We start from the raw sequence: 21,183 nt of genomic DNA on the forward strand, positions 1-21,183 counted from the left end.
GTGAGCCCGCGTAAAGCGCGGTGGCGGCAGGGGTCATCCCGCCGCCATGGCCTGTGCGCCGCCGAGCAATTGCGCGTTGAGCCGCCCGCCGGAGAACAGCATGTCGTCGAGCGCCTCGTCGATATCGGCTGACGTCACCGAGTTGCCGCCATCGCGCGCCAGGCTCGCCTGTGCCAGCCGCCGCATCAATTCCTTGATGAATGCGCAACTCGTGCCTTCGCTGCGTCGGGCAGCTTCGGCGATGACTGCGTCGTCGAGCGGCAATCCCTTGCCGTAGAGCCGGACCAGCTTGCCGCGGCCGATTTCGTCGGGGAGCGGCACCTCGATCGCCTGATCGATGCGGCCCGGGCGTCCGGCGAGGGCGCCTTCGAGATCCTCCGGCCGGTTGGTGGTCAGGACGAACAGGATGTCCGCATCTTCTTTCAGCCCATCCATCTCGTTGAGCAGCTTGTTCAGCATGGATTCCTCACACGGCCCCATGTCGTCGCGGTCGCGGGCGATCAGATCGACATCCTCGATCACGACCATTGATGGCTGCAGCAGCCGTGCCAGGTTCATATAGGCGCCGAGCAGGCCGATCTGCTCGGCGGTAATGATCAGCGTCGTATGCTCAGGCAGATGCGTTGCGAGATAGCGGATCGTATGGGTCTTGCCGGTGCCGGGCGGGCCGTACAGCAGGATGCCCTTGCGCGTCGACTGACCAAGCCGGCGCAATTGATCGCGCGTGTTGACGAAAGTCAGCACGTTGCGATCGAGCAGCCGCAAGGTCTGCTCCGGCAGGATCACGTCGTTGCGGGCGACCTGCGGCAATCGATGTACGGTGATGCCTCGCGAGTAGCCGCGATAGTCGGAATCGGCATCAAGCGAGAGGATCTTGCCGCGATAGCTGCGTGCGGCTTGCACGGCCTGTTCCAGTTCGCCGAAACATTGCTGGACAAGGATTGCGCCTGCGGTGCCCACGGGCACCATGATCTCGAGACGGATCCCCGGCTCGCGGCTGTATTCGCGATGTGCACTGAGCAATACCGCATAACGCAGGCCATCCTGCTCGCACAGCCACAAGCCGTTATCGAGGCATTTGACGGGAGTCGTCTCGCCGGCATCGATGTCGGAATATTGCCGTGGTGCAATCGCCAGTGCCTGGCGGCCTTCCCGGAGGAGCTGCGAAATCGATAGCGTCTCATAGCGCTGTTCCTCGTTTAGCCCAAACAACCGGATAGCCTTGGCGAACAGCCGGTCGATCGCCACCTGGACATCTACCCGCATATGTCCAGGAAACTGGCGGATCGTGGTCACGAGCTTGCTGCGTGGGACGCCGGTAAAGTGCCAGTCCAGCACCTCGTAAGCGTGTTCGAACTCCCTTTCCGGCTCTGCCGGCGTGCTCACAGTATCCGCTGCGCGAATGCACTCGCTGCACAGCCAGACCGTGCGGTTGCCGACGCGAACGTCCGTTTGTCCCTCCGGCTTGCCGCAGAGTTCGCAGGGAGTCTTGATCTCTTCAAGCGTGATCTTCAGCGGATGTTGGCCGAGCCAGACATATTGCTTGGCCGATTTGAACAGCGCTTCCGCGACCGATTGTGGGTAGGGACCGCAGGCGACTTTCTCTTCGCGCTCGATCAGCGTCATCATCGCGGCGGCTTCGCGGTCTGTCTTGCCGAAAACCTGACGGAAGAGACGGATGACAAATTCATCCGGCGTATCGTCATCGTTGTAAATTACGAGCTGAGCCGGTTCACGCTCGCCGCGCGCCTTATCCGTCATGAAATGAACTCCGCTACAACCGGCACTAGAACAGAACGAAAAGGGAACATAAAAAGAAGCAGTCGTCAAGCTCTCCGACGCGACCAACTGCAATCAATGGGCGAGGCCTTAGTGGGCCGGTCCACCCGCCTTCACTCGTCGCGTCAGCAGCACCGCGATCGCCGCGAGCACCAGCACCGCGCCGATCACCGCAAAGGCGTCGGAATAGCCCATCACCAGCGCCTGGCGCTTCACCGTCTTGCCGAGCGCGATGATGGCCTGTTCGCGTGCGGCGTTGGGGTCGGGCACGCCATGGGCCATGAAGTAATCCGTCATCTGCGCGAGGCGGGTGCGGACTTCCTCGCGGCCGAGCGTGACCGACTGGCCGATGATGTTCGAATGTAATTGTTCGCGCTTGGTGATGATGGTCGCAAGCGTCGCTGTTCCGATCGCACCGCCGAGATTGCGGAACATGTTGCTGATGCCGGAGGCCGCCGCCGCGTCCTGTGGCGCGATGCCGCCCGTCAGCACCGAGGTCAGCGGCGTCAGCACCATGGCCTGGCCCACCGCGCGCACGATGTTCGGGATCCAGAGCTGGTCGCCGGCATAGTCCGGCGACATCGCCGTGTTCATGAAGCAGCTATAAGCGAAGATCAGGAGACCGGTGATGGCGATGTAGCGCGTGTCGAAGCGTTGCATCAGCTTCGGGATCAGCGGGATTAGCACGAGCTGCGGCAGGCCGGTCCAGGCCAGCACGTTGCCGATCTGCTCGGCATTGTAGCCCTGTGCCTGACCGAGATAGGCCGGCAGGATGTAAACCGAGCCGAACAATGCGAAGCCGACCATGGTCATCGCGATGGTGCCGAAGCCGAAATTGCGCTGCGTCAGCAGGCGCAGCCGGATCAGCGGCTTCTCGATCGAGAGCTCGATCGCGACGAACAGCGTGAGGCTGACGGCTGCGATGATCGCGAGCTTGACGATGAAGGGCGAGGAGAACCAGTCGTCCTTGTTGCCCTCTTCTAGCACGGCCTGCAAGGCTGACAGCCCGATCGCCATGGTGACGATGCCGGCCCAGTCGCCGTCCCTCAACAGGCCGAGCTGCATCTTCTGCCGCTCCAGCGTCAGATAGAGCGCGGCCACCATCACGGCGGTCGGAATCACGTTGACGAAGAAGATGGTGCGCCAGCCATAGGTCTCGGTGAGATAGCCGCCGATGGTCGGGCCGATCGCGGGGGCGAAGGTGACGGACAGTGCGAAGATCGCGAGCCCCACCGGCTGGTGCGGTTTCGGCAGCTTGGTCAGTACCAGCGTGAACGCCATCGGGATCAATACGCCGCCGGCAAAGCCCTGCAGGCCGCGCATCGCGATCATCGACGGCAGGTCATGTGTGAAGGCACAGGCGACCGAGAACGCCGCGAACAGCGCTGCGCTTGTGATCATGTAGCGGCGGAACGTGAACACGCGGCTCAAATAGTCGGTCAACGGGATCACGATGATCTCGCCGATCAGGTACGACGTCGAGATCCAGGAGCCGTTGTCGGCGCCGGTGCCAATGCCGCCCTCGATATTGGCGAGCGAGGCGTTGGTGATCTGGATGTTCAGGATCGCCATGAACGAGCCGATCATGGCGGCGAGCACGGCGATCCAGGTTGCGGCGCTGGCACGGTTGGGATCGACAGCGACGTGATTAGACGTCGCGGCCGATGTTGCTGGCGTCGAAAGTGAGAGGCTGTTTGACATGGCACGACCCTCCGGAAACGAGTTTTGCCTTTGATGCATCGGCCGCCTTCACAGCCGGCGCATTCGAACGCGTCGCAATGGTCGGGATCACGGACATGCCGGGCCTGAGCGCGATGGCGGGCCCGTGCTCGTCATCGAGCGCGATCTTGACGGGGATGCGCTGCACCACCTTGGTGAAATTGCCCGTGGCATTGTCGGGCGGCAGCAGCGCGAATTCCTGGCCGCTCGCGGGCGCGATGGAATCGACGTGGCCGTGCACCACCTGGCCCGGGAACATATCGACCTCGATATCGACGGTCTGACCGGATTTCACGTGGGTGAGCTGCGTTTCCTTGAAATTGGCGACGACATAAGCGCCCTCGGCCGGCACGATCGACATCAGCTGCGTGCCCGCCTGCACGAACTGGCCGACGCGCAACGAACGATTGCCGACGACGCCGTCGATCGGCGAGACGATTGTTGTGTAGCTGAGGTTCAGCTCGGTCTGGTGCTGCACGGCTTCCGCGCGCGCCGCGGCGGCCTTGGCCTGTGTGATCTCGGCCTTGAGCAGGTCGACCTGCTTGAGAGCCGAGGTGAGATTGGCGGTGTCGCGTTCGAGCGCCGCCTGTGCGGAGGCAATGCGCGATTGCGCCTGCTGTGCATTCTGCACGCTGCCGGAGCCGGTTGCGGCGAGATCGGTGTAGCGCTTGTTGTCTTGCGCGGCGAAAGTGAGGTTGGCCTGATCGACGTCGAGCGTGGCGCGCGCGGCCTTGATCGCTGCCTGCTGCACCTCGATCTGTGCTTCCTTGCCGGCGATGGTGGCATTCGTCGCCTGCACATCGGCGCGAGCCTGGTCGAACGCGACCTTGAAGTCGCGATCATCGATCCTGGCCAGCACCTGGCCCGCTTTCACATGCTCGTTATCCGCGACCAGGACCCCGTTGAGATAGCCGCTGACCTTCGGGGCGATGGTGGTGTTGTCGGCCTTCACATAGGCGTCATCGGTGGAGACGAGGTACTGGCCGACGGTCCAGTAATCGTAGCCGTACCAGCTCGCGCCGGCGAGGGCGACAGCTGCCGCTCCCATCAGCAACAGTTTGCGAAGATTGAGCTTTTTGCGAACGGCGTCAGCTGGTGCGCCGGGCAGGACGCCCTCCAGCGCGGTCGCAGCGAGGGCCGTTTGGGCGACAGCAGACGGGGTGGTGTGGACGGTCATGGCCGGCTCCCCTGAATTAGGAAACTTGACGATTTCCAAAATGAGGCTAGCTTTGGAATTGTCAATGGAATGACAGGCATCATGTAACGGCATGGCTCAGGCAAAATCCGACAGCGAATCCCGTCCGCGCGGACGGCCGCCGGTGCGCAGCGACGCGGAGACGACGAGAATCGTCCTCGAAGCCGCGCGCCACACGTTCGCGGTCGAGGGTTATGCTGCGACCAGCACCGAAGAGCTCGCGCGCCGTGCCGGCATCTCGACCAAGACGCTCTATCGTCTGTTTCCGGGCAAAGCTGCGTTGTTCGAGGCGATGTGCGCGGACCGGCTCGAGCGGCTGCTCTCGGCCGTCGACCTCCAGGCCAGCGATGACGTCGATGTCGAAACCGGCTTACGCGCCGCGCTGACGGCGTGCGCCGATCTCGCGCTCGATCCGGAAGTCGTGGCGCTACAGCGCATGGTGCTGCAGCAATCCGCCACGTTTCCGGAGCTCGCTGCAAATTTCTACAACAACGGCATTGCCCGCACCGTCAAGGCGCTCGCCGGCTGGCTTCGCCTCCAGGTTAAGCGCAAGCGGATCGTCATCGATGATGCCGAGGAGGTTGCCGGCATGCTGATCGGCATGGTCGCATCGGCACCGCAGCGCGCAGCGATCTATGGCGGCAAGCCGCTGCCGTCGCGCTGGCAGATCGACCGCCGGGTGGAGATTTGCGCAAGCCTGTTCCTCGACGGCTGCCGCGCCGGATCGTCCTAGCGGCTCTTTGACAATCCAATCCAGCTCGGCTATCTATTTCGTATGCGAAATAAAGGAGCCGCAACGCGTCATCATCGGCTGATCTATCTGCTGAGCGTCGCGCAACGGCGCCTGCAGCGTTGGATGGCGGCGCAGCCCGAGAGCGAGGTGACGCCGGCGCAGGCGGGACTGCTGTTCATTCTCGGCAAGCAGGACGGCGTCCTCATGGGCGAAGCGGGGACGGCGCTCGATATGGGGCCGGCCGGCATTTCCGGCCTGGTCGATCGCAGCGCTGCGGCGAGGTTGGTCGAGCGGCGGGCGGATCGCGAAGACGGCCGCGCCTTTCGCGTCTGGCTGACGCAGAAGGGCCGCACCGTGCTGGCGCAGGCGAAGAGCGATGCCGCCGCGATCAATGCCACGCTGACCGAGGGATTCACCGGTGCGGAAATCGACATCGTCGCGCGCTGGCTGACCAGCATTCAAGACAAATTTCCAAGAGACCCTACGAGAGAACCCGGGAAATAACAGGAGTGACCCATGACCGAGCATGTCCGGATCGAGAACACCGGCGGCGTTCTCACGCTGACGCTGGCGCGCCCCGACAAGAAGAACGCGCTGACGGACGCGATGTATCGCAAGCTCGCCGACACCATCGAGTCCGCCGAGTCTGATCCGTCAGTGCGCGTGCTGCTGATCCGCGGCGAGGGCGACATGTTCACCGCCGGCAACGACGTCGGCGAGTTCGCAGCCGTGGCGAGCGGCAAGTCCGAAGGCAGCCGCAATGTCGGTCGCTTCATCCAGTCGCTGGCGCGTTGCACCCGTCCGCTGGTCGCGGCGGTGCAGGGCCGCGCGGTCGGCGTCGGGACCACGATGCTCTTGCATTGCGATCTCGTCGTGCTCGCCGAAAACACCCAATTGTCGACGCCCTTCGTCAGTCTCGCGCTGGTGCCTGAAGCAGCCTCGAGCCTGCTGATGCCGGCACGCATCGGCTATGCCCGCGCCTATGAAATGTTTGCGCTCGGCGAGACCGTGCCGGCGAAGGCCGCGCTGGAATGGGGCCTGGCCAACCGCGTGGTGCCGCTCGACAAGCTCGATGCCGAGGCGCTTGCGCTCGCCCAGCGCCTGGCCCGCCAGCCGGCCGGCGCGCTCACCGCAACCAAGAAGCTGATGCGCAATGGCGAGGCGCTGGTCGCACAGATGCAGGTGGAGGGGGAGCAGTTCGCGCAGCGCCTGCGGACAGCCGAGGCGCGCGAGGCGTTTACGGCGTTCGCCGAGCGGCGTCCGCCGGATTTTACGAAGGTTTCGTGATGCGGGGGCCTGCCTAACGGTTTGGCAGGTAGTTCCCGGCATTTGATTAAAACCTTAACGGAACATTGGCATGTCGAGGTGCAAGGTGGCCTCTCTTGGAAGAGTAGGCCCCTGACCCTCATGGCAATGTTTAAGAAATCGGTAAGCTCGCTTCTCCTGGTGTTGATGGCCCTGCTGGCGGCAGGTGCGCTCGCCAGCACGGCGATCCAGATGGTCGGGGCCTTCGGCCGCTACAGCGACAGTCTCGAGACCGCGCGGCTCGCCGCAGCCGACAAGGCGATCTTCCATGGCGTGCTGTCCCTGCGCAACAATCGCGGCGACGCCCAGAGTGCGCTGCTCGGCGACGACGACGCCCGCCCAAAGCTTGCCGAGGCCGAGAAGGCGGAGCAGGGCGGCTATGATGGCGTCAGCGCCGCGATGGCCAGCGTCAACTTCGGCCGCCGCGACGAACTCGCGAGCACGCTGAAGCAACGCTGGGATGAGGCCGCGCCGCAGTTCCAGCTGTTCTACGACGAAGCCAAGCGTCCGCGCGCCGAGCGCAAGATCGAGCGGACCAACTCCTGGTACGATGCCGTCACCAAGGTCATCGACACGGCGAACCTCGCCTCCACAGCAGTGTCGAACCGCGCCTGGATGGACGATCCCTTCATCGCCCGCATGATTCAGGTCCGCCGTCTCGCCTGGCAGGTGCGCGACCGCTATGGGATTCATTGTTCGGCGCTGCGCTCGAACGTCAACAGCAACAAGCCGCTCGATGACACCCAGAAGCGGACACTGGCGCAATGGGATGGCACCATCGCTTCGGGCTGGTCCGGCATGAACGAGCTTTTGGCCGCGTCTGACGTGCCCGCGGAGCTCGTCACCGCGGCCAAGGAGGCGCGCGCCAAGACTGACGGTGTCCTCAAGCAGATCGGCGATCTCACCAAGAATTTTGACGCCAGCGGCAAGCCGGCGATGGCCGCTTCGGAATGGAACACGCTGTGCCAGTCGCCGTTCCCGCTGATCGTCGCGGTCGCGACCAAGGCGCTGGACCAGTCGATCGCACGGGCGGAAGCAGTTCAGGCGAAGGCGCTGACCAACCTCTTGGTGCAGTCTCTCGCTTTCCTGCTGGCCCTCGCTGTGACGCTTGCTGGCGTCTATGTCGTGCGCAATCGCCTCATGCGTCCGGTGCGCGCGATCCTGGACGCGATCGCCCGCATCAGCGCCCGCGACTATGCGACGCCGGTTCCGCAATCCAGATATCCCGACGAGTTCGGCACCATGGCCGCCGCGCTGGAAAGCCTGCGCGAGAGTGCAGCCACCGCGGAACGGCTGGGCCGGGAACGGGAATCGCAGCAGGCGCTGCAACTCGCCCGTTCCGGCACCGTCGACGATGCGTGCCGCAGTTTCGACGACACCGTGCAGGCTGTGATCCACAGCGTGGCTGCGTCGGCCAAGGAGCTCGATGCCACCGCGACCGATGTGCGTACGCTGGTGTCGGAATCGAGCAGCCAGACGGCTGCGGTCTCTTCCGCTGCCGAGCAGGCCACCAACAATCTCGAGACCATCGCGGCCGCGACGGAAGAGCTCTCGGCCTCGGTCGGCGAAATCTCCGCGCAGGTGCAGGCCAGCGCGCGCGAGGCCCGCGAAGCGGTGTCGCAGGCGGCGCAGACCAACTCCACCGTCGAGATCCTCGACCAGACCGCAAGCCGCATCAGCGAAGTCGTGAAAATGATCCACGCCATCGCCGGCCAGACCAATCTGCTCGCGCTGAACGCCACCATCGAGGCAGCCCGCGCCGGCGAGGCCGGCCGCGGCTTTGCCGTGGTCGCGGGTGAGGTCAAGAGCCTCGCCTCGCAGACCGCAACCGCGACTGAAGAGATCTCGCGCCAGGTCGAGGAGATCCAGGGTGCGACAGGCCGGGCGGTCGCCGCCATCCGCTCGATCGGTGGCGCTATCAGCGGAATCGACGAGAAGATGACCGCGATTGCAGCCGCGGTCGAGCAGCAGCGCGCGGCAACCACCGAGATCTCGCGCAATTTCCAGCAGGCTGCGCAAGGCACCCGTGAGGTCACCGACACCATCGGCAGCGTCGCCAAACTCAATCAGGAGACCGGTAATGCCGGCACGGTGCTGTCCCAGTCCGTGACCAAGATGTCGGCGGACGCCGATCGCCTCCGCGTCGCGGTCGAGGGGTTCCTCGGGGCGGTGAAAACCGCTTAAGCCTCCATTCCCTGTTCAATCGCGCGCGGATGGGCATTGCCGCGCGTGCGTGCGCCCTGTAAATGGTAGCGGTACCATGCCCCGCAGGCGCATCAAGCTAGCGCCAGGAACACAGGGAGAAATTTCGATGCCGGTCATCCCCCACAAGGCCCAGCGCCCCTATCGCGGTGTGTTCCCGGTCGCGCCTACCATCTTCGACGAACGTGGCGAACTCGACCTCGAGGGCCAGCGCCGCTGCATCGATTTCATGATCGATGCCGGCTCAAACGGCATCTGCATCCTCGCCAATTTCTCCGAGCAATTCGTGCTGACCGATGCCGAGCGCGAGGCCGTGATGCATGCGGTGCTGGAGCAGGTCGCGGGCCGCGTGCCCGTGATCGTCACCACCACACATTTCAGTTCGGCGGTGTGCGCGGCGCGGAGCCAGCAGGCCGAGGCCGCCGGTGCGGCCATGGTGATGGTCATGCCGCCCTATCACGGCGCGACCTTCCGGGTGCCTGAAAAAGGCATCGTCGAATTCTTCAAGGTGCTCTCGGGCGCGATCAACATTCCCATCATGATCCAGGACGCGCCGGTCGCGGGCACGCCGCTGTCGGTCGAGTTGCTGGCACGACTGGCGCACGACTTCGCCAACATCCGCTATTTCAAGATCGAGGTAGCAGGCGCGGCCTCGAAGCTCCGCAGCCTGATCGAAGCGGGCGGCAAGGATATCGAGGGCCCCTGGGACGGCGAGGAGGCGATCACGCTGATGGCCGATCTCGATGCCGGCGCCACCGGCGCGATGACCGGCGGCGGCTATCCCGACGGTATCAGGCAGATCATCGATCCCTATTTCGCGGGCGATCGGGAGAAGGCGAAGGCCGCCTATGAACGCTGGCTGCCGCTGATCAATTACGAGAACCGTCAATGCGGTCTGATCGCCTGCAAGGCGATGATGCAGGCCGGCGGGATCATCAAGTCGGATGCGGTCCGCCATCCGTTGCAACCGCTGCATCCGGCGACGCGCGCGGGATTGCTGGAACTGGCCAAGGAGCGCGACGCACTGGCATTGCGGTGGGGGAAGTAAAGCCTGCTGCCAACCAAAATCTCCGCCGTCGTCCCGGCCTTCGCCGGGGCGACACCTTGGATGTTGCGAAATCCCGGCTTATCGCCCCAGCGTCCACTCGCCGATGATGCGAAATCGCGCTTTGGCATCATCCTGCTTGAACAGCGCGATACGATCAACCGCCAGCGCATCGAGCTTCAGCGTCGCGAACCTTTCACGCAGCATCTCCAGAATCGGCCCGCGGCGGTTCGCATCCAGCCGTCCCGTCAGCGTCATGTGGAAACGAAATTCCTCCATCACATACGGATAGCCCCAGCGATCGAGATACTCGCGCTGGGGCTCGCTGAGTTTTTCCGGCGTTCGCCTCGCGCGGTCTTCCGCCGTCAGCGGCGAACGGAAGGAATCGAAGTCGCGGACGCAATCGGCGGCGAGTTGTTGGAGTGCGTCGACGGGCTCAGCCGGAATGACGGCGATAAAACCGCTGATGGAATCGACGACCGGACGGATCACTGGCACCGGGCGCGGCTTCCCGGCGAATGTCGCGCAGGCTGCCACGAGTTCGGCCTCGGTCTTCCCGGGCGCGAGCGCCATCGGCGCTTTCAGCGTGGCGTGATAACCGTATTTGCGGGGATCGGCGGTGATGTCGCGCCAGTCCGAAGCGATACGTAGCGCATCCTGCGGAAACGAAATCTCATCGCCGCTATAGGCATCATAGCCGAGCAACTCGGCGCCGAAGCGCGACAGCGCATTGTCGGCGCCGGCGGCAAAATAGATCGCGTAGCGGGGAAAACCTGTCATGGCCGGAGCATAATCAATTTACGCCGCAACGACAGTCTCGCGCGGAAGCGCCACCGCCGTTTGCAGCCGCGTCGCATCGGTGAAATGCACGAGCTTGCCGGCAGCGATCACCGCGACCAGCCGCGGCCGCAGCGGCGCGCTGTCGTCGACAAGCAGAATGTCGGCGCGATGGCCTGCGGCGAGCGTGCCGCGATCGGTCAGGCCGGTGGCTTGCGCCGGCGCCGACGAGATCAGCTTCCAGGCCTCGTTGAGCGGCAGCATGCCGTCGGCGGCGAGGCGGAAGGCGGCGAGCAGCGGCGCGGGGTAGTAATAGTCGGAGGCCAGCACCGAGCACAGCCCCTTGGCGATCATGTCGGAGGCCCTGGTCCAGCCGGTATGGCTGCCGCCGCGGACGACGTTCGGTGCGCCGTAGACGATCGCGTCGCCGGCAGCTGCGGCCTCGCGCGCCGTCTCCTCGTTGATCGGAAACTCGGCAAGCGTCACGCCCATATCGCGAAACGCCCGGCGCATCGCCGGCGTTGCGTCGTCATGCGAGAGCATCCGCACCTCGGCCGCGCGTGCGGCGGCGGCGAGCCGGGTGATCGATGCCGGAACGCCGGCGGTGCGCGAGACGACATGCGCAACGAGCTTGTCGAAATCCTCGCTAGATAGGCCGGTGCGCTCAACCATGCGGTTGCGCTTGCGGGGGGTCGCCATGTCACCGATGGTGCCATCCATGTGGTCGTTGAAGGCGAACAGGTCGACGCGGCCCTCGGCGAGCCACTGGCAGATCTCGGCCTCGGCATCGAGATTGTAGGTCTCGTGCCGCAAATGGAAGCGGGTGTCGGCGGCAAAGTGCGGACGCTGCCGCTCGATCGCCTCGAGCAGGCGCCGCGCATTGTCGCCGCTGCGCAAGCCGGGCTCCCACGACCAGGTCGTGGCGTGAAACACCGTGGTGATGCCGTTGCTGATGACCTGGCGGTCGGTATCGGCGAGCGCAACGTCGATCGGGAAATCGACGCCGGCGCGCGGCATCATCTGTCGCTCGAAGGCATCACCGTGAAGATCGACGATGCCGGGCAGCACCAGCAGGTTGCACGCATCGATCGCCAGCCGCGCGCGGCCGCGAGGCGCATCGATCTGCGCGATGTCCGCTCCGGAAACGGAGAGCGAGGTTTCGGCGAACTCGGAACCGATCAGGGTCCGGCCACCCTCGATGAAAATGTCTGTCACGCGACCGCGCTTTGTTTGCTGGAAGAAGAGCTTGCCTCTGCTTCGTATGCCGTCAGGAAATCTTCAATTGCGAGCTTGCGGAAATTGGGCAGCGCTTCACGCAATTTGTCGTGATCCCAGTCCCACCATGCCAGCTTCGCGAGCCGCTCGGCAACCTCTTCCGAGAAGCGGCGCCGCACGACGCGGGCGGGATTGCCGGCGACGATGGTATAGGCGGGCACGTCCTTGGTGACGATGGCACCGGCCGCGATCACCGCGCCGGTGCCGATGTTGCGGCCCGGCAGCACGATCGCGCCATGGCCGATCCAGACGTCGTGGCCGATATGGACGTGATGCCGGCGCCGCCAGTCGAAGAAGTCAGCGTCGTCGCTCTCGCCCGGAAAGTAGGCACTCGAACGGTAAGTGAAATGCGCCTGCGTCGTGCGATGCATCGGATGATTGCCCGGATTGATCCGCGTCATCGCCGCGATCGAGCAGAATTTTCCGATGGTGGTGTAGGTGATCTGGGCGTCGTTGACGACGTAGGAGTAATCGCCCATCGCCACTTCGTGCAGGATGGTGCGCGCGCCGACTTCAGTATAGGCGCCGAGCTTGACCTCGTGCAGCATTGCCGAAGCATCGATGGTCGGCTGTACCGAAAGCACCTTGGCCATGTTGCATCCGAGAGCTTGAGGGCAGGTGCTCGTCTTCGAGCGGCTCGATGACGATGTCATGACGGTGCAATGACAGGGGATGAGGTGTGTTGGATCGCCGCAGCGTGTCGCGGATGTCACACAAGTGTCAACCGCCGGCGATAGCGGTGGGCTCCAGCTACTCAGGAGCCCTGCATGCTGGTGGTCGAAGGTCTGACGTGCCGCTTTGGCGCAAAAGCCGCGGTGGACGACGCCTCGTTTCAAATCTCCCCCGGCGGCTTCGTCGGGGTGATCGGGCGCTCCGGCGCCGGCAAGTCGACCTTGCTGCGAACCATCAATCGTCTGGCGACGCCGACGCAGGGGCGCATCCTGTTCGGCGGCCTCGACGTCACCGCGCTGCGCGGCAAGGAGCTGCGACAGTGGCGGGCGCGATCCGCGATGATCTTCCAGCAATTCAACTTGGTCGGCCGGCTGGATGTACTGACCAATGTGCTGATGGGACGCCTCGCCACCATGCCGGCCTGGCGCTCGCTTTCGCAGATCTGGCCCGAGCAAGACAGGGCGCTGGCGATGTCCGCGCTCGAACAGTTCGATATCGCCGCGGTCGCCGCCCAGCGCGCCGACCAGCTCTCCGGCGGCCAGCAGCAGCGCGTCGCAATTGCGCGGGCCCTGGTGCAGCAGCCCGACATCATCCTCGCCGACGAGCCGATCGCCTCGCTCGATCCGCGCAATACCAAGATCGTGATGGATGCGCTGCTGCGCATCAACAAGCATTTCGGCATCACCGTGCTCTGCAATCTGCACTCGCTCGATCTGGCGCGCAGCTATTGCGATCGCCTGATCGGCATGGCGGCAGGCCGCGTGGTGTTCGACGGCGCGCCGTCCGCGCTGACCGACCTTGTCGCGCGTGAGCTCTACGATCTCGAAGCCGCCGACGTCATGGGCGGCACGCCTGCGCCGGTGCCCGAGGGCGTTCCGGCACTCGGAACGGCCGCGGCAGCCTAAGCCGCAGCCGTCATCGCCAGTTTCTTGCGTCAACCGATCCATCAGATGAAGAGGGCATCATGATCACTCGCAGACTAATTCTCGCCGGCGCTGCCGCGCTGACCTTTGCCGGATCCGCGTCTGCCGAAGACTGGAAGACGAAATATCCGGAGATCACCTTCGCCGCGATTCCGGCCGAGAATGGTTCGGGCGTCACCGAGCGGTACGGTCCCTTCATCAACTATTTGTCGAAGGAGCTCGGCATCAAGGTGACCCTGCGTGTCGCCAATGACTACGCCGCCCTCATCGAAGGCCAGCGTGCCGGCAACATCCACATCGGCTATTACGGTCCGGCTTCTTTTGCGCGTGCCCGTCTCACCGGCGTCAAGACCGATGCCTTCGTCATCGACGTCAACTCCGACGGCTCGAAGGGTTACTACTCCGTCTTTTATGTGCTGGCGAAATCGCCGTACCAGAAGATCGAGGACCTCAAGGGCAAGAATCTCGGGCTTGTTGATCCGAATTCCACTTCTGGCAACAATATGCCCCGCTTCAAGCTGAACGCGCTGGGCATCGATCCCGATGCCTATTTCTCTAAGGTGGTCTTCACCGGCAGCCACGAGAACGCCGTTCTCGCACTCGCCCAGGGCACTGTCGACGTTGCCGCCAACTGGTGGAACGCGGACGACGATTCCAACCTGACCCGCATGCTCAACAAGGGCATGGTGAAGTCGGCCGATGGCACGCCGATGAAGAAGGAGGACTTCCGCATCATCGTGAAGTCCGACCTCATCATCAACTCGCCCTACGCCCATCTGAGCGATCTGCCCGAGGACATGAAGGCCGCCATCAAGAAAGCCTTCATCGATGCGGCGCAGAAGGATCCCGAGGCGTTCAAGAAGCTCTCCGACGGCAAGAACAAGCCGTGGGAGCCGATCGCCAACGACGATTACAACAAGACCATCGAGCTGATCAAGTTTGTCGACAATCTGCGTAAGAAGGCGTCCTGAGCTCGTCGGGACGATGTACTGGAGCCGGGTCGATGGACCCGGCTCTTTTTCTTGACGGATCCCTCCCGCTGAACCCATGCCGCTGAACCCATGACGATTGCGGTTTCGATTCTCCCCGAGCAACAACTTGCTGTCCTCAACGCTGCCTATCGTAAGGCGGTGGCGCGCAAGCGCCTGCGCCTGCTGGCGGGCTTCGCTGTCTTCGTCGCCGCGCTGATCGTGGCCTCGATCGGGGCCGAGGTGAACCTGCGCACATTCTTTGCTTACTTTGGCAATTTCATCAGCTATTTCGACCGCATCCTCACCCTCGACAATGGCCAGCGGGTCTGGACCGATTTTGGCGAGTGGTTCTGGGGTCTGCACAAATGGCTGGAGCTGCTCGGCGAGACGCTGCTGATCTCCTATGTCGGTACCCTGATCGGCGCCGTCCTCGCCTTCGCGCTGAATTTCTTCGCGGCTGAGAACACCTCGCCCGCGCCCTGGCTGCGCTTCACGGTGAGGCGGCTGCTCGAATTCGCCCGCACGGTGCCCGGCATCGTCTTCGCGCTGATCTTCGTCATGGCCTTCGGCCTCGGTCCGGTGGCGGGTGTGCTCGCGATCGCGATCCACTCCACCGGCGCGCTCGGAAAGCTGTTCTCGGAGATCGTCGAGAACGCCGATATGAAGCCGGTCGAGGGCATCCGCTCCACCGGAGCAAGCTGGCTCTCCTGCATGCGCTTTGCGATCCTGCCGCAGGTCTCGGCGGGCTACGCCAGCTACGCGCTGCTGCGCTTCGAGATCAATGTGCGTGAAGCATCCGTCATGGGCTTTGTCGGCGCCGGCGGCATCGGCCAGGAGCTGATCGTCGCGATCCGGAAGTTTTACTACTCCGACGTCAGCGCGATCCTCGTGACCATCATCGTCACGGTCTTCCTGATCGACATCACGACCGGCTGGGTGCGTGGCCGCCTGTTCGGCAAGGAGGCGCGGAATTGAGCAAACCGCAGGACGTCAACACCGCGGAGCTCCGCGCACGCTATCCTGAGGTCTTCGACCGCCCGGCGTCGTCGCGCCTGGCGACGCCGGCGATGCTGGTCGCGGCGCTTGCGATCTTCGTGTTCGGCCTGGTCGATCTCGATTTCTCCCCGTCGCGCTTCATCTCGGGGCTGAGCCAGCTCGGCTGGATCAGCATGATGATGATGCCGCCCGATCCCGGCTCGTCGCTGCCGCTTTATCTGAAGGCGCTGGGTGAGACGCTGTCGATCGCGCTGCTCGGCACCACGCTCGCCGCGGTGCTGGCGTTGCCGGTCAGTCTGTTTGCCGCGCGCAACATCGTGCCTGAAATCGTCCGCTTCCCGGTGCGGCGCTTCCTGGATTCGATCCGCGGCGTCGATACGCTGATCTGGGCGCTGGTCTGGATCAACGTCGTCGGCCTCGGCCCGTTCGCCGGTGTGCTGGCGATTGCCGTGTCGGATTTCGGCGCGTTCGGAAAGTTGTTTTCGGAGGCGATCGAAGGCGCTGACCAGAAGCAGGTCGAGGGTATCCGCGCCTCCGGCGGCAGCGCGCTGCATGAGATCCGTTTCGGCTTGATGCCGCAGGTGCTGCCCGTGATCGCGGGCCAAGTGCTCTATTTCATCGAGTCCAACACGCGCTCCGCCACCATCATCGGTATCGTCGGTGCCGGCGGTATCGGTCTGCAACTCGCCGAGCAGATCCGCGTGCTGGAATGGCAGAAGGTGTCGTTCCTAATCCTGATGATTCTGGTCGCGGTCGCCGCGATCGACTTCATCTCGGGCAAGCTGCGCTTTGCGATCATTGGAAGGCGCGCTGTCGCCTAAGCACAGCTGCCGTAGGGTGGAGCGAGGGTGATCCCTCCCTTACGGCTCCACCAAAAACTCGACCCGCTCCGCGGCAAAACGCGAGTGCTTCGTCACCAGGGGCTTGCCGCCGAGATCGAGGTCCGTTGCGTCGACCACCAGGATCGGCCGCCCGAGCGGCAAGTCCAACCGCGCGGCGTCGGTGGCGTCGACGATGCCGGCGGTGATCCTTGTGGCGCCGCGGCGGTAGTCGCGGATCCCGTAATGCTCGAGCATCTTCGTCATCGAGCGCGTCGCGGCAAACACGCTGCCCGCGCCGGGAAACCGCTCCGCCGACAACCAGGTGGTGGAAACACAGATCGGGGTGCGGTCGGCGAGGCGGATGGCCTCGATCCGCACCAGCGGGGCGCCGGTCTTTAATCCCAGCTCCCGCGCGAGTTCGCGGGTTGCGACATCCTCATTCGCCTCGATCATCCGTCCCTGCGGCTCGCGGCCGTCGGCGCCAACGATCTCCGAGAAGCGCGTGCGCGAGCGCAAGGGATAAGCAAGCTTCTGCGCCTCGACATAGGTTCCGCTGCCGCGCTCGGCGCGCACGATGCCGCGCTCGGCCAGTGCGGCCAGCGCACGCCGCACGGTGTGGCGATTGACCCGATAGGTTTCGGCGATTTCCATCTCGCCCGGCAATTTGTCGCCGGCGGCGAAGCGGCCGTCGGCGATGCCGCGCTCGATGCCGTCGGCAACGAGGCGCCACAGCGCGACGCCCGAGGAGGCGGTGTCCTGCATGCTCATGTCGGAGGTCAGCCTAGCTCGAAAATCACACCTTTGTCACGAAACAGTCATGGCGCTTCCGTATCAAGTTGTCTATTATCATAGACAACTTGAGTTCGGCAAGTTCTGTCAAAAGGTCGATGGATTCGGTGACCCAGCACAACACCCAGCAAGCCCAGCGCCAGGCCGCCATGGCCGTGCTGGCGCACGCGGAGGCGGGCGAGATCGCCGCTCGCCTCCGCAACGTTCCCTTGCCCGGCCATCAGGATCTGCGCGAACCGGAGAGTGGACTGGTGATGCTGCGCGGCCGGGTCGGCGGCGACGGCGCGCCGTTCAATCTCGGCGAAGCCACGGTGTCGCGCGCAGCGGTGCGTCTTGCGAGCGGCGAGGTCGGCTTCGGCTACACGCTCGGGCGCGATGGCGAGAAGGCGCGGCTGATCGCGCTGTGTGATGCGCTGGTGCAGTCGCGCGATTTCGCCGCGGCGGTCGAGCGCGAAATTGTCGCCCCGTTGCGTGAGCAGCTTATGGTCAAACGCAGCCGCGAGGCCGAAGAGACTGCCGCGACGAAGGTTGATTTCTACACCATGGTGCGTGGTGAGGGGTGAGACCATGACCACGATTGCGGAATTGCCGCCGGGATTCGCCGACAAGGTGTTGTCGGCGCAATCGACCTTCCGCTCGGTCATGGACGCGATGGCGCGGCCGGGCTCGGTCCAGCGCATCGTGCCGATGGCCGGGACGGCTGGACCCATGATGCGCGGCACCGCTGCGATCGCGCTGACGCTGTTCGATCACGACACGCCGCTCTGGCTCGACGCGCGGATGTCGGAAAGCTCCGATGTCCTGAAGTGGCTGAAGTTTCACACCGGCGCGCCGGTGATCGAGGATTCCTCCATCGCGGCTTTCGCGCTGATCAGCGATGGCGGTGCGCTGCCCTCGATCGAGCGTTTCGCGCTCGGCACCAACGAATATCCGGATCGTTCGACCACTGTCATCATTCAGGTCGACAGCCTGAGCTCAGGGCGCGACTTCGAGTTGCTAGGCCCCGGCATTGACGGCGTCGCGGTGCTGCAGGCATCGATCAAGCCGTTCGACCTGTTCGAGCGCCTGCGTTGCAACGAGACCCTGTTTCCGCGTGGCATCGATGTGGTTCTGGTCGCCGACGATGCCGTGGTTGCGATCCCGCGCACCACGCGCATCGTGAGCAAGGGAGGCTAGAGGCATGTACGTTGCAGTCAAAGGCGGCGAGCGCGCCATCGAGAACGCTCATCTCCTGCTCGCCAATGCGCGGCGCGGCGATCAAAGCGTCGCGGAAGTCTCGCTCGACCAGATCTCGGAACAGCTTGGGCTGGCGGTCGACCGTGTCATGAGCGAGGGCTCGCTCTATGATCGCGAGCTCGCGGCGCTTGCGATCAAGCAGGCGCGCGGCGATCTGATCGAGGCGATCTTTCTGGTCCGCGCCTTCCGCGCCACCTTGCCGCGCTTCGGCGCCAGCGAGCCGGTCGATACCGGCGCCATGCGGGTGCAGCGGCGGGTGTCCTCGACCTTCAAGGATATTCCCGGTGGTCAGATCCTCGGCCCCACCTTTGACTATACGCACCGCCTGCTCGATCCCTCACTCAACCAGGGTTTTGTGCCGGAAGCGCCCGCCGTCGCCGAGGCCTCGACCGCGCCGACGCCGCGCGCGACCGACATTCTCGGCCGCGACGGGCTGATCGAGACCTCGCCGCAGGCCGAAGACGGCGCCAGCGTCGGCGATCTCACCCGCGAGCCGCTGAACTTTCCGGCGAACCGCGATTTGCGCCTGCAGAATCTCGCGCGCGGCGACGAAGGCTTTCTGCTGGCGATGGGCTACTCCACCCAGCGCGGTTACGGCCGCAACCATCCCTTCGCCGGCGAGATCCGCTTCGGCGAGGTCGAGGTTGAGTTCGCCGCCGAAGACGTCGGCTTTGCGGTGCCGCTCGGCTCGATCGAGCTGACCGAATGCCAGATGGTCAACCAGTTCAAGGGCTCGGCGACGGAAGCGCCGTGCTTCACCCGCGGCTATGGTCTCGCCTTCGGCCAGAGCGAGCGCAAGACCATGTCGATGGCGCTGGTCGACCGCGCGCTGCGTGCCCGCGAGCTCGGCGAAGAGGTTGGGGCCCCCGCGCAGGACGAAGAGTTCGTATTGTCGCATTCGGACAACGTCCAGGCGACCGGCTTCGTCGAGCATCTGAAGCTGCCGCACTATGTCGACTTCCAGTCCGAGCTCGGCCTGCTGCGCAAGCTGCGTAAGGAATTCGCTGAAGCCTCTACTGAGGCCGATGCGCCCGATGCCATGAAGGAGGCCGCGGAATGAACCCGCCCGCCTACAACTTTGCTTATCTGGACGAGCAGACCAAGCGGATGATCCGCCGCGCGATCCTGAAGGCGATCGCGATCCCGGGCTATCAGGTGCCGTTCGCCAGCCGCGAAATGCCGATGCCCTATGGCTGGGGCACCGGCGGCGTGCAGGTGACCGCCGCGATCCTGGGGCCGCAGGACGTGCTGAAGGTGATCGACCAGGGTTCCGACGACACCACCAATGCGATCTCGATCCGCAAGTTCTTCGCCAAGACCGCCGGCGTCGCCACGACGACGTCGACCGGCGAGGCGACCGTAATCCAGACCCGTCACCGCATTCCGGAGGCCGCGCTGCACGAAAAGCAGGTGCTGGTCTATCAGGTGCCGATTCCGGAGCCGCTGCGCTTCCTCGAGCCGCGCGAGACCGAGACGCGGCGCATGCATGCGCTCGCCGAATACGGCCTGATGCATGTGAAGCTCTACGAGGACATCGCCCGCTTCGGCCATATCGCAACCGCCTACGCCTATCCGGTCAAGGTAAATGGGCGCTACGTGATGGATCCGTCGCCGACGCCGAAATTCGACAATCCCAAGATGGACAATTGCCCGGCGTTGCAATTGTTCGGTGCCGGCCGCGAGAAGCGCATCTATGCGATCCCGCCCTATACCCAGGTGGTATCCCTCGATTTCGAGGATCACCCGTTCGAGCCGTACCGCTTCAACGCGCCTTGTGCGCTGTGCGGCGCCGAAAACTCCTACCTCGACGAGATCGTCACCGACGACAAGGGCAGCCGCATGTTCGTCTGCTCGGACACCGACTATTGCGAGGGACGTCAAGCCGCCGGCCATCACGGTGCCCTGAGTGCTGCGCCGTATAAGGACAAGGCGCAGGAGGTCTCCAATGGCTGAGCAGGATCTGCTCGAAACCGGTCAGCCGTTGCTGATCGCTGATTCCCTCAGCAAGTCCTACGGTCGCATTGCCGCCTGCCGTGACGTGTCGTTCTCGCTCTATCCCGGCGAGGTGCTGGCGATCGTCGGCGAATCCGGCTCGGGTAAGTCGACGCTGCTGCAACTCTTGTCGGGCCAGCTCGCCGCGAGCGGCGGGCAGGTGTCCTATCGCATGCGCGACGGCATCACCCGCGATCTCGCCGCGCTTGGCGAAGCGGAGCGGCGGCTCCTGTTCCGCACCGACTGGGGTTTTGTGCACCAGGATCCGGCGCAGGGCCTGCGCATGGCCGTTTCGGCCGGCGCCAATGTCGGTGAGCGGCTGATGGCCGTGGGCTGGAATCACTACGGCCGCATTCGCGAGTCCGCCTCCGACTGGCTGACGCGCGTCGAGATCGACGTTGCGCGAATCGACGACGCGCCGCGCACCTATTCCGGCGGCATGCGCCAGCGCCTCCAGATTGCGCGCAACCTCGTCACTGGGCCGCGGCTGGTCTTTATGGACGAGCCGACCGGCGGACTTGATGTGTCAGTCCAGGCCCGCCTGCTCGATCTCCTGCGTAATCTCGTCGCCGAACTGCATCTTGCGGTCGTCATCGTCACACACGATCTCGCGGTCGCACGCCTGCTGTCGCATCGCGTGATGGTGATGAAGGGCGGCCGTGTCATCGAGACCGGTCTCACTGACCAGGTGCTCGACGATCCTCGCGAGCCATACACCCAGCTTCTCGTCTCCTCGATTCTCCCGCCATGAGC

21 protein-coding genes are annotated in these 21,183 nt (G+C 64.4%); 14 read left to right on the plus strand and 7 right to left on the minus strand.

What is annotated here, in order from left to right; all coding sequences use genetic code 11:
• Positions 1 to 33: 33 nt before the first annotated feature.
• The 3 genes from ACWAT4_RS04325 to ACWAT4_RS04335 all read right to left on the minus strand — a co-directional run bounded on the left by ACWAT4_RS04325 (position 34) and on the right by ACWAT4_RS04335 (position 4,675).
• Entirely contained in the window at positions 34 to 1,761 is a 1,728-nt protein-coding gene (locus ACWAT4_RS04325; protein WP_212426494.1) for an ATP-dependent Clp protease adaptor ClpS, read from the minus strand.
• Positions 1,762 to 1,869: 108 nt separating this feature from the next.
• Entirely contained in the window at positions 1,870 to 3,480 is a 1,611-nt protein-coding gene (locus ACWAT4_RS04330; RefSeq protein ID WP_449729888.1) for an MDR family MFS transporter, read from the minus strand.
• A complete protein-coding gene (locus ACWAT4_RS04335; RefSeq protein ID WP_212298599.1) occupies positions 3,428 to 4,675 on the minus strand; it encodes an HlyD family secretion protein in 1,248 nt (415 codons plus the stop codon). The genes ACWAT4_RS04330 and ACWAT4_RS04335 overlap by 53 nt, the downstream gene beginning before the upstream one ends.
• A 91-nt stretch (positions 4,676 to 4,766) precedes the next feature.
• Here ACWAT4_RS04335 and ACWAT4_RS04340 point away from each other — a divergent pair, with 91 nt between their 5' ends.
• From ACWAT4_RS04340 to ACWAT4_RS04360, 5 genes are all read left to right on the plus strand, one after another.
• The gene (locus ACWAT4_RS04340) at positions 4,767 to 5,426 is read left to right on the plus strand and encodes a TetR/AcrR family transcriptional regulator (RefSeq protein WP_449729889.1); all 660 of its coding nucleotides are present in this window, start codon (positions 4,767 to 4,769) and stop codon (positions 5,424 to 5,426) included.
• Between the two features lie 42 nt (positions 5,427 to 5,468).
• Positions 5,469 to 5,930, plus strand: a complete 462-nt coding sequence (locus ACWAT4_RS04345) for a MarR family winged helix-turn-helix transcriptional regulator (protein WP_449729890.1) — start codon at positions 5,469 to 5,471, stop codon at positions 5,928 to 5,930.
• A gap of 12 nt (positions 5,931 to 5,942) precedes the next feature.
• Positions 5,943 to 6,713 (plus strand): enoyl-CoA hydratase, encoded by a 771-nt coding sequence (locus tag ACWAT4_RS04350; protein WP_212298596.1) that lies wholly within the window; start codon positions 5,943 to 5,945, stop codon positions 6,711 to 6,713.
• A 120-nt stretch (positions 6,714 to 6,833) separates the two neighbouring features.
• Entirely contained in the window at positions 6,834 to 8,915 is a 2,082-nt protein-coding gene (locus tag ACWAT4_RS04355; protein ID WP_449729891.1) for a methyl-accepting chemotaxis protein, read from the plus strand.
• A gap of 127 nt (positions 8,916 to 9,042) precedes the next feature.
• Positions 9,043 to 9,981, plus strand: a complete 939-nt coding sequence (locus ACWAT4_RS04360) for a dihydrodipicolinate synthase family protein (RefSeq protein ID WP_449729892.1) — start codon at positions 9,043 to 9,045, stop codon at positions 9,979 to 9,981.
• Between the two features lie 78 nt (positions 9,982 to 10,059).
• Here the strand turns inward: ACWAT4_RS04360 and ACWAT4_RS04365 are convergent, their stop codons facing one another.
• Genes ACWAT4_RS04365 through ACWAT4_RS04375 form a run of 3 tightly spaced genes read right to left on the minus strand, consistent with a single transcriptional unit; the run spans position 10,060 to position 12,623 of the window.
• On the minus strand, positions 10,060 to 10,758 hold the full coding sequence (locus ACWAT4_RS04365) for a DUF1045 domain-containing protein (RefSeq protein WP_449729893.1): 699 nt from the start codon (positions 10,756 to 10,758) through the stop codon (positions 10,060 to 10,062).
• Positions 10,759 to 10,776: 18 nt separating this feature from the next.
• A complete protein-coding gene (locus tag ACWAT4_RS04370; RefSeq protein WP_449729894.1) occupies positions 10,777 to 11,970 on the minus strand; it encodes an alpha-D-ribose 1-methylphosphonate 5-triphosphate diphosphatase in 1,194 nt (397 codons plus the stop codon).
• Positions 11,967 to 12,623 (minus strand): LbetaH domain-containing protein, encoded by a 657-nt coding sequence (locus ACWAT4_RS04375; protein ID WP_449729895.1) that lies wholly within the window; start codon positions 12,621 to 12,623, stop codon positions 11,967 to 11,969. Before ACWAT4_RS04375 ends, ACWAT4_RS04370 begins: the two co-directional genes overlap by 4 nt.
• Positions 12,624 to 12,797: 174 nt before the next feature.
• On the opposite strand from ACWAT4_RS04375, the gene phnC reads away from it, so the two are divergent.
• From phnC to phnE (ACWAT4_RS04395), 4 genes are all read left to right on the plus strand, one after another.
• Positions 12,798 to 13,607, plus strand: a complete 810-nt coding sequence (gene phnC / locus ACWAT4_RS04380; protein WP_449729896.1) for a phosphonate ABC transporter ATP-binding protein — start codon at positions 12,798 to 12,800, stop codon at positions 13,605 to 13,607.
• A gap of 59 nt (positions 13,608 to 13,666) precedes the next feature.
• Entirely contained in the window at positions 13,667 to 14,596 is a 930-nt protein-coding gene (phnD, locus tag ACWAT4_RS04385; protein ID WP_449729897.1) for a phosphonate ABC transporter substrate-binding protein, read from the plus strand.
• Positions 14,597 to 14,686: 90 nt separating this feature from the next.
• Positions 14,687 to 15,571 (plus strand): phosphonate ABC transporter, permease protein PhnE, encoded by an 885-nt coding sequence (gene phnE, locus ACWAT4_RS04390; RefSeq protein WP_449729898.1) that lies wholly within the window; start codon positions 14,687 to 14,689, stop codon positions 15,569 to 15,571.
• A complete protein-coding gene (phnE, locus tag ACWAT4_RS04395; RefSeq protein WP_212426432.1) occupies positions 15,568 to 16,413 on the plus strand; it encodes a phosphonate ABC transporter, permease protein PhnE in 846 nt (281 codons plus the stop codon). Before phnE (ACWAT4_RS04390) ends, phnE (ACWAT4_RS04395) begins: the two co-directional genes overlap by 4 nt.
• A 39-nt stretch (positions 16,414 to 16,452) precedes the next feature.
• Here phnE (ACWAT4_RS04395) and phnF read toward each other — a convergent pair whose 3' ends face one another.
• Positions 16,453 to 17,181 carry a phosphonate metabolism transcriptional regulator PhnF gene (gene phnF / locus ACWAT4_RS04400; protein ID WP_212298586.1) on the minus strand — a complete coding sequence of 243 codons (729 nt, stop codon included), beginning with the start codon at positions 17,179 to 17,181 and terminating at the stop codon, positions 16,453 to 16,455.
• A 119-nt stretch (positions 17,182 to 17,300) separates the two neighbouring features.
• Between phnF and phnG the strand changes: the two genes are divergently transcribed.
• Genes phnG through phnK form a run of 5 tightly spaced genes read left to right on the plus strand, consistent with a single transcriptional unit; the run spans position 17,301 to position 21,181 of the window.
• Positions 17,301 to 17,765 carry a phosphonate C-P lyase system protein PhnG gene (gene phnG, locus ACWAT4_RS04405; protein ID WP_212298585.1) on the plus strand — a complete coding sequence of 155 codons (465 nt, stop codon included), beginning with the start codon at positions 17,301 to 17,303 and terminating at the stop codon, positions 17,763 to 17,765.
• Between the two features lie 4 nt (positions 17,766 to 17,769).
• Entirely contained in the window at positions 17,770 to 18,378 is a 609-nt protein-coding gene (gene phnH, locus ACWAT4_RS04410; protein ID WP_449729899.1) for a phosphonate C-P lyase system protein PhnH, read from the plus strand.
• Positions 18,379 to 18,382: 4 nt separating this feature from the next.
• The gene (locus ACWAT4_RS04415; RefSeq protein ID WP_449729900.1) at positions 18,383 to 19,498 is read left to right on the plus strand and encodes a carbon-phosphorus lyase complex subunit; all 1,116 of its coding nucleotides are present in this window, start codon (positions 18,383 to 18,385) and stop codon (positions 19,496 to 19,498) included.
• Complete coding sequence (locus ACWAT4_RS04420) at positions 19,495 to 20,391, plus strand: alpha-D-ribose 1-methylphosphonate 5-phosphate C-P-lyase PhnJ (RefSeq protein WP_449729901.1); 897 nt, start codon at positions 19,495 to 19,497, stop codon at positions 20,389 to 20,391. Before ACWAT4_RS04415 ends, ACWAT4_RS04420 begins: the two co-directional genes overlap by 4 nt.
• On the plus strand, positions 20,384 to 21,181 hold the full coding sequence (phnK, locus tag ACWAT4_RS04425; protein ID WP_212298581.1) for a phosphonate C-P lyase system protein PhnK: 798 nt from the start codon (positions 20,384 to 20,386) through the stop codon (positions 21,179 to 21,181). The genes ACWAT4_RS04420 and phnK overlap by 8 nt, the downstream gene beginning before the upstream one ends.
• The last annotated feature ends 2 nt before the right edge of the window (positions 21,182 to 21,183 follow it).

The organism is Bradyrhizobium sp. T-1, from assembly GCF_053592855.1.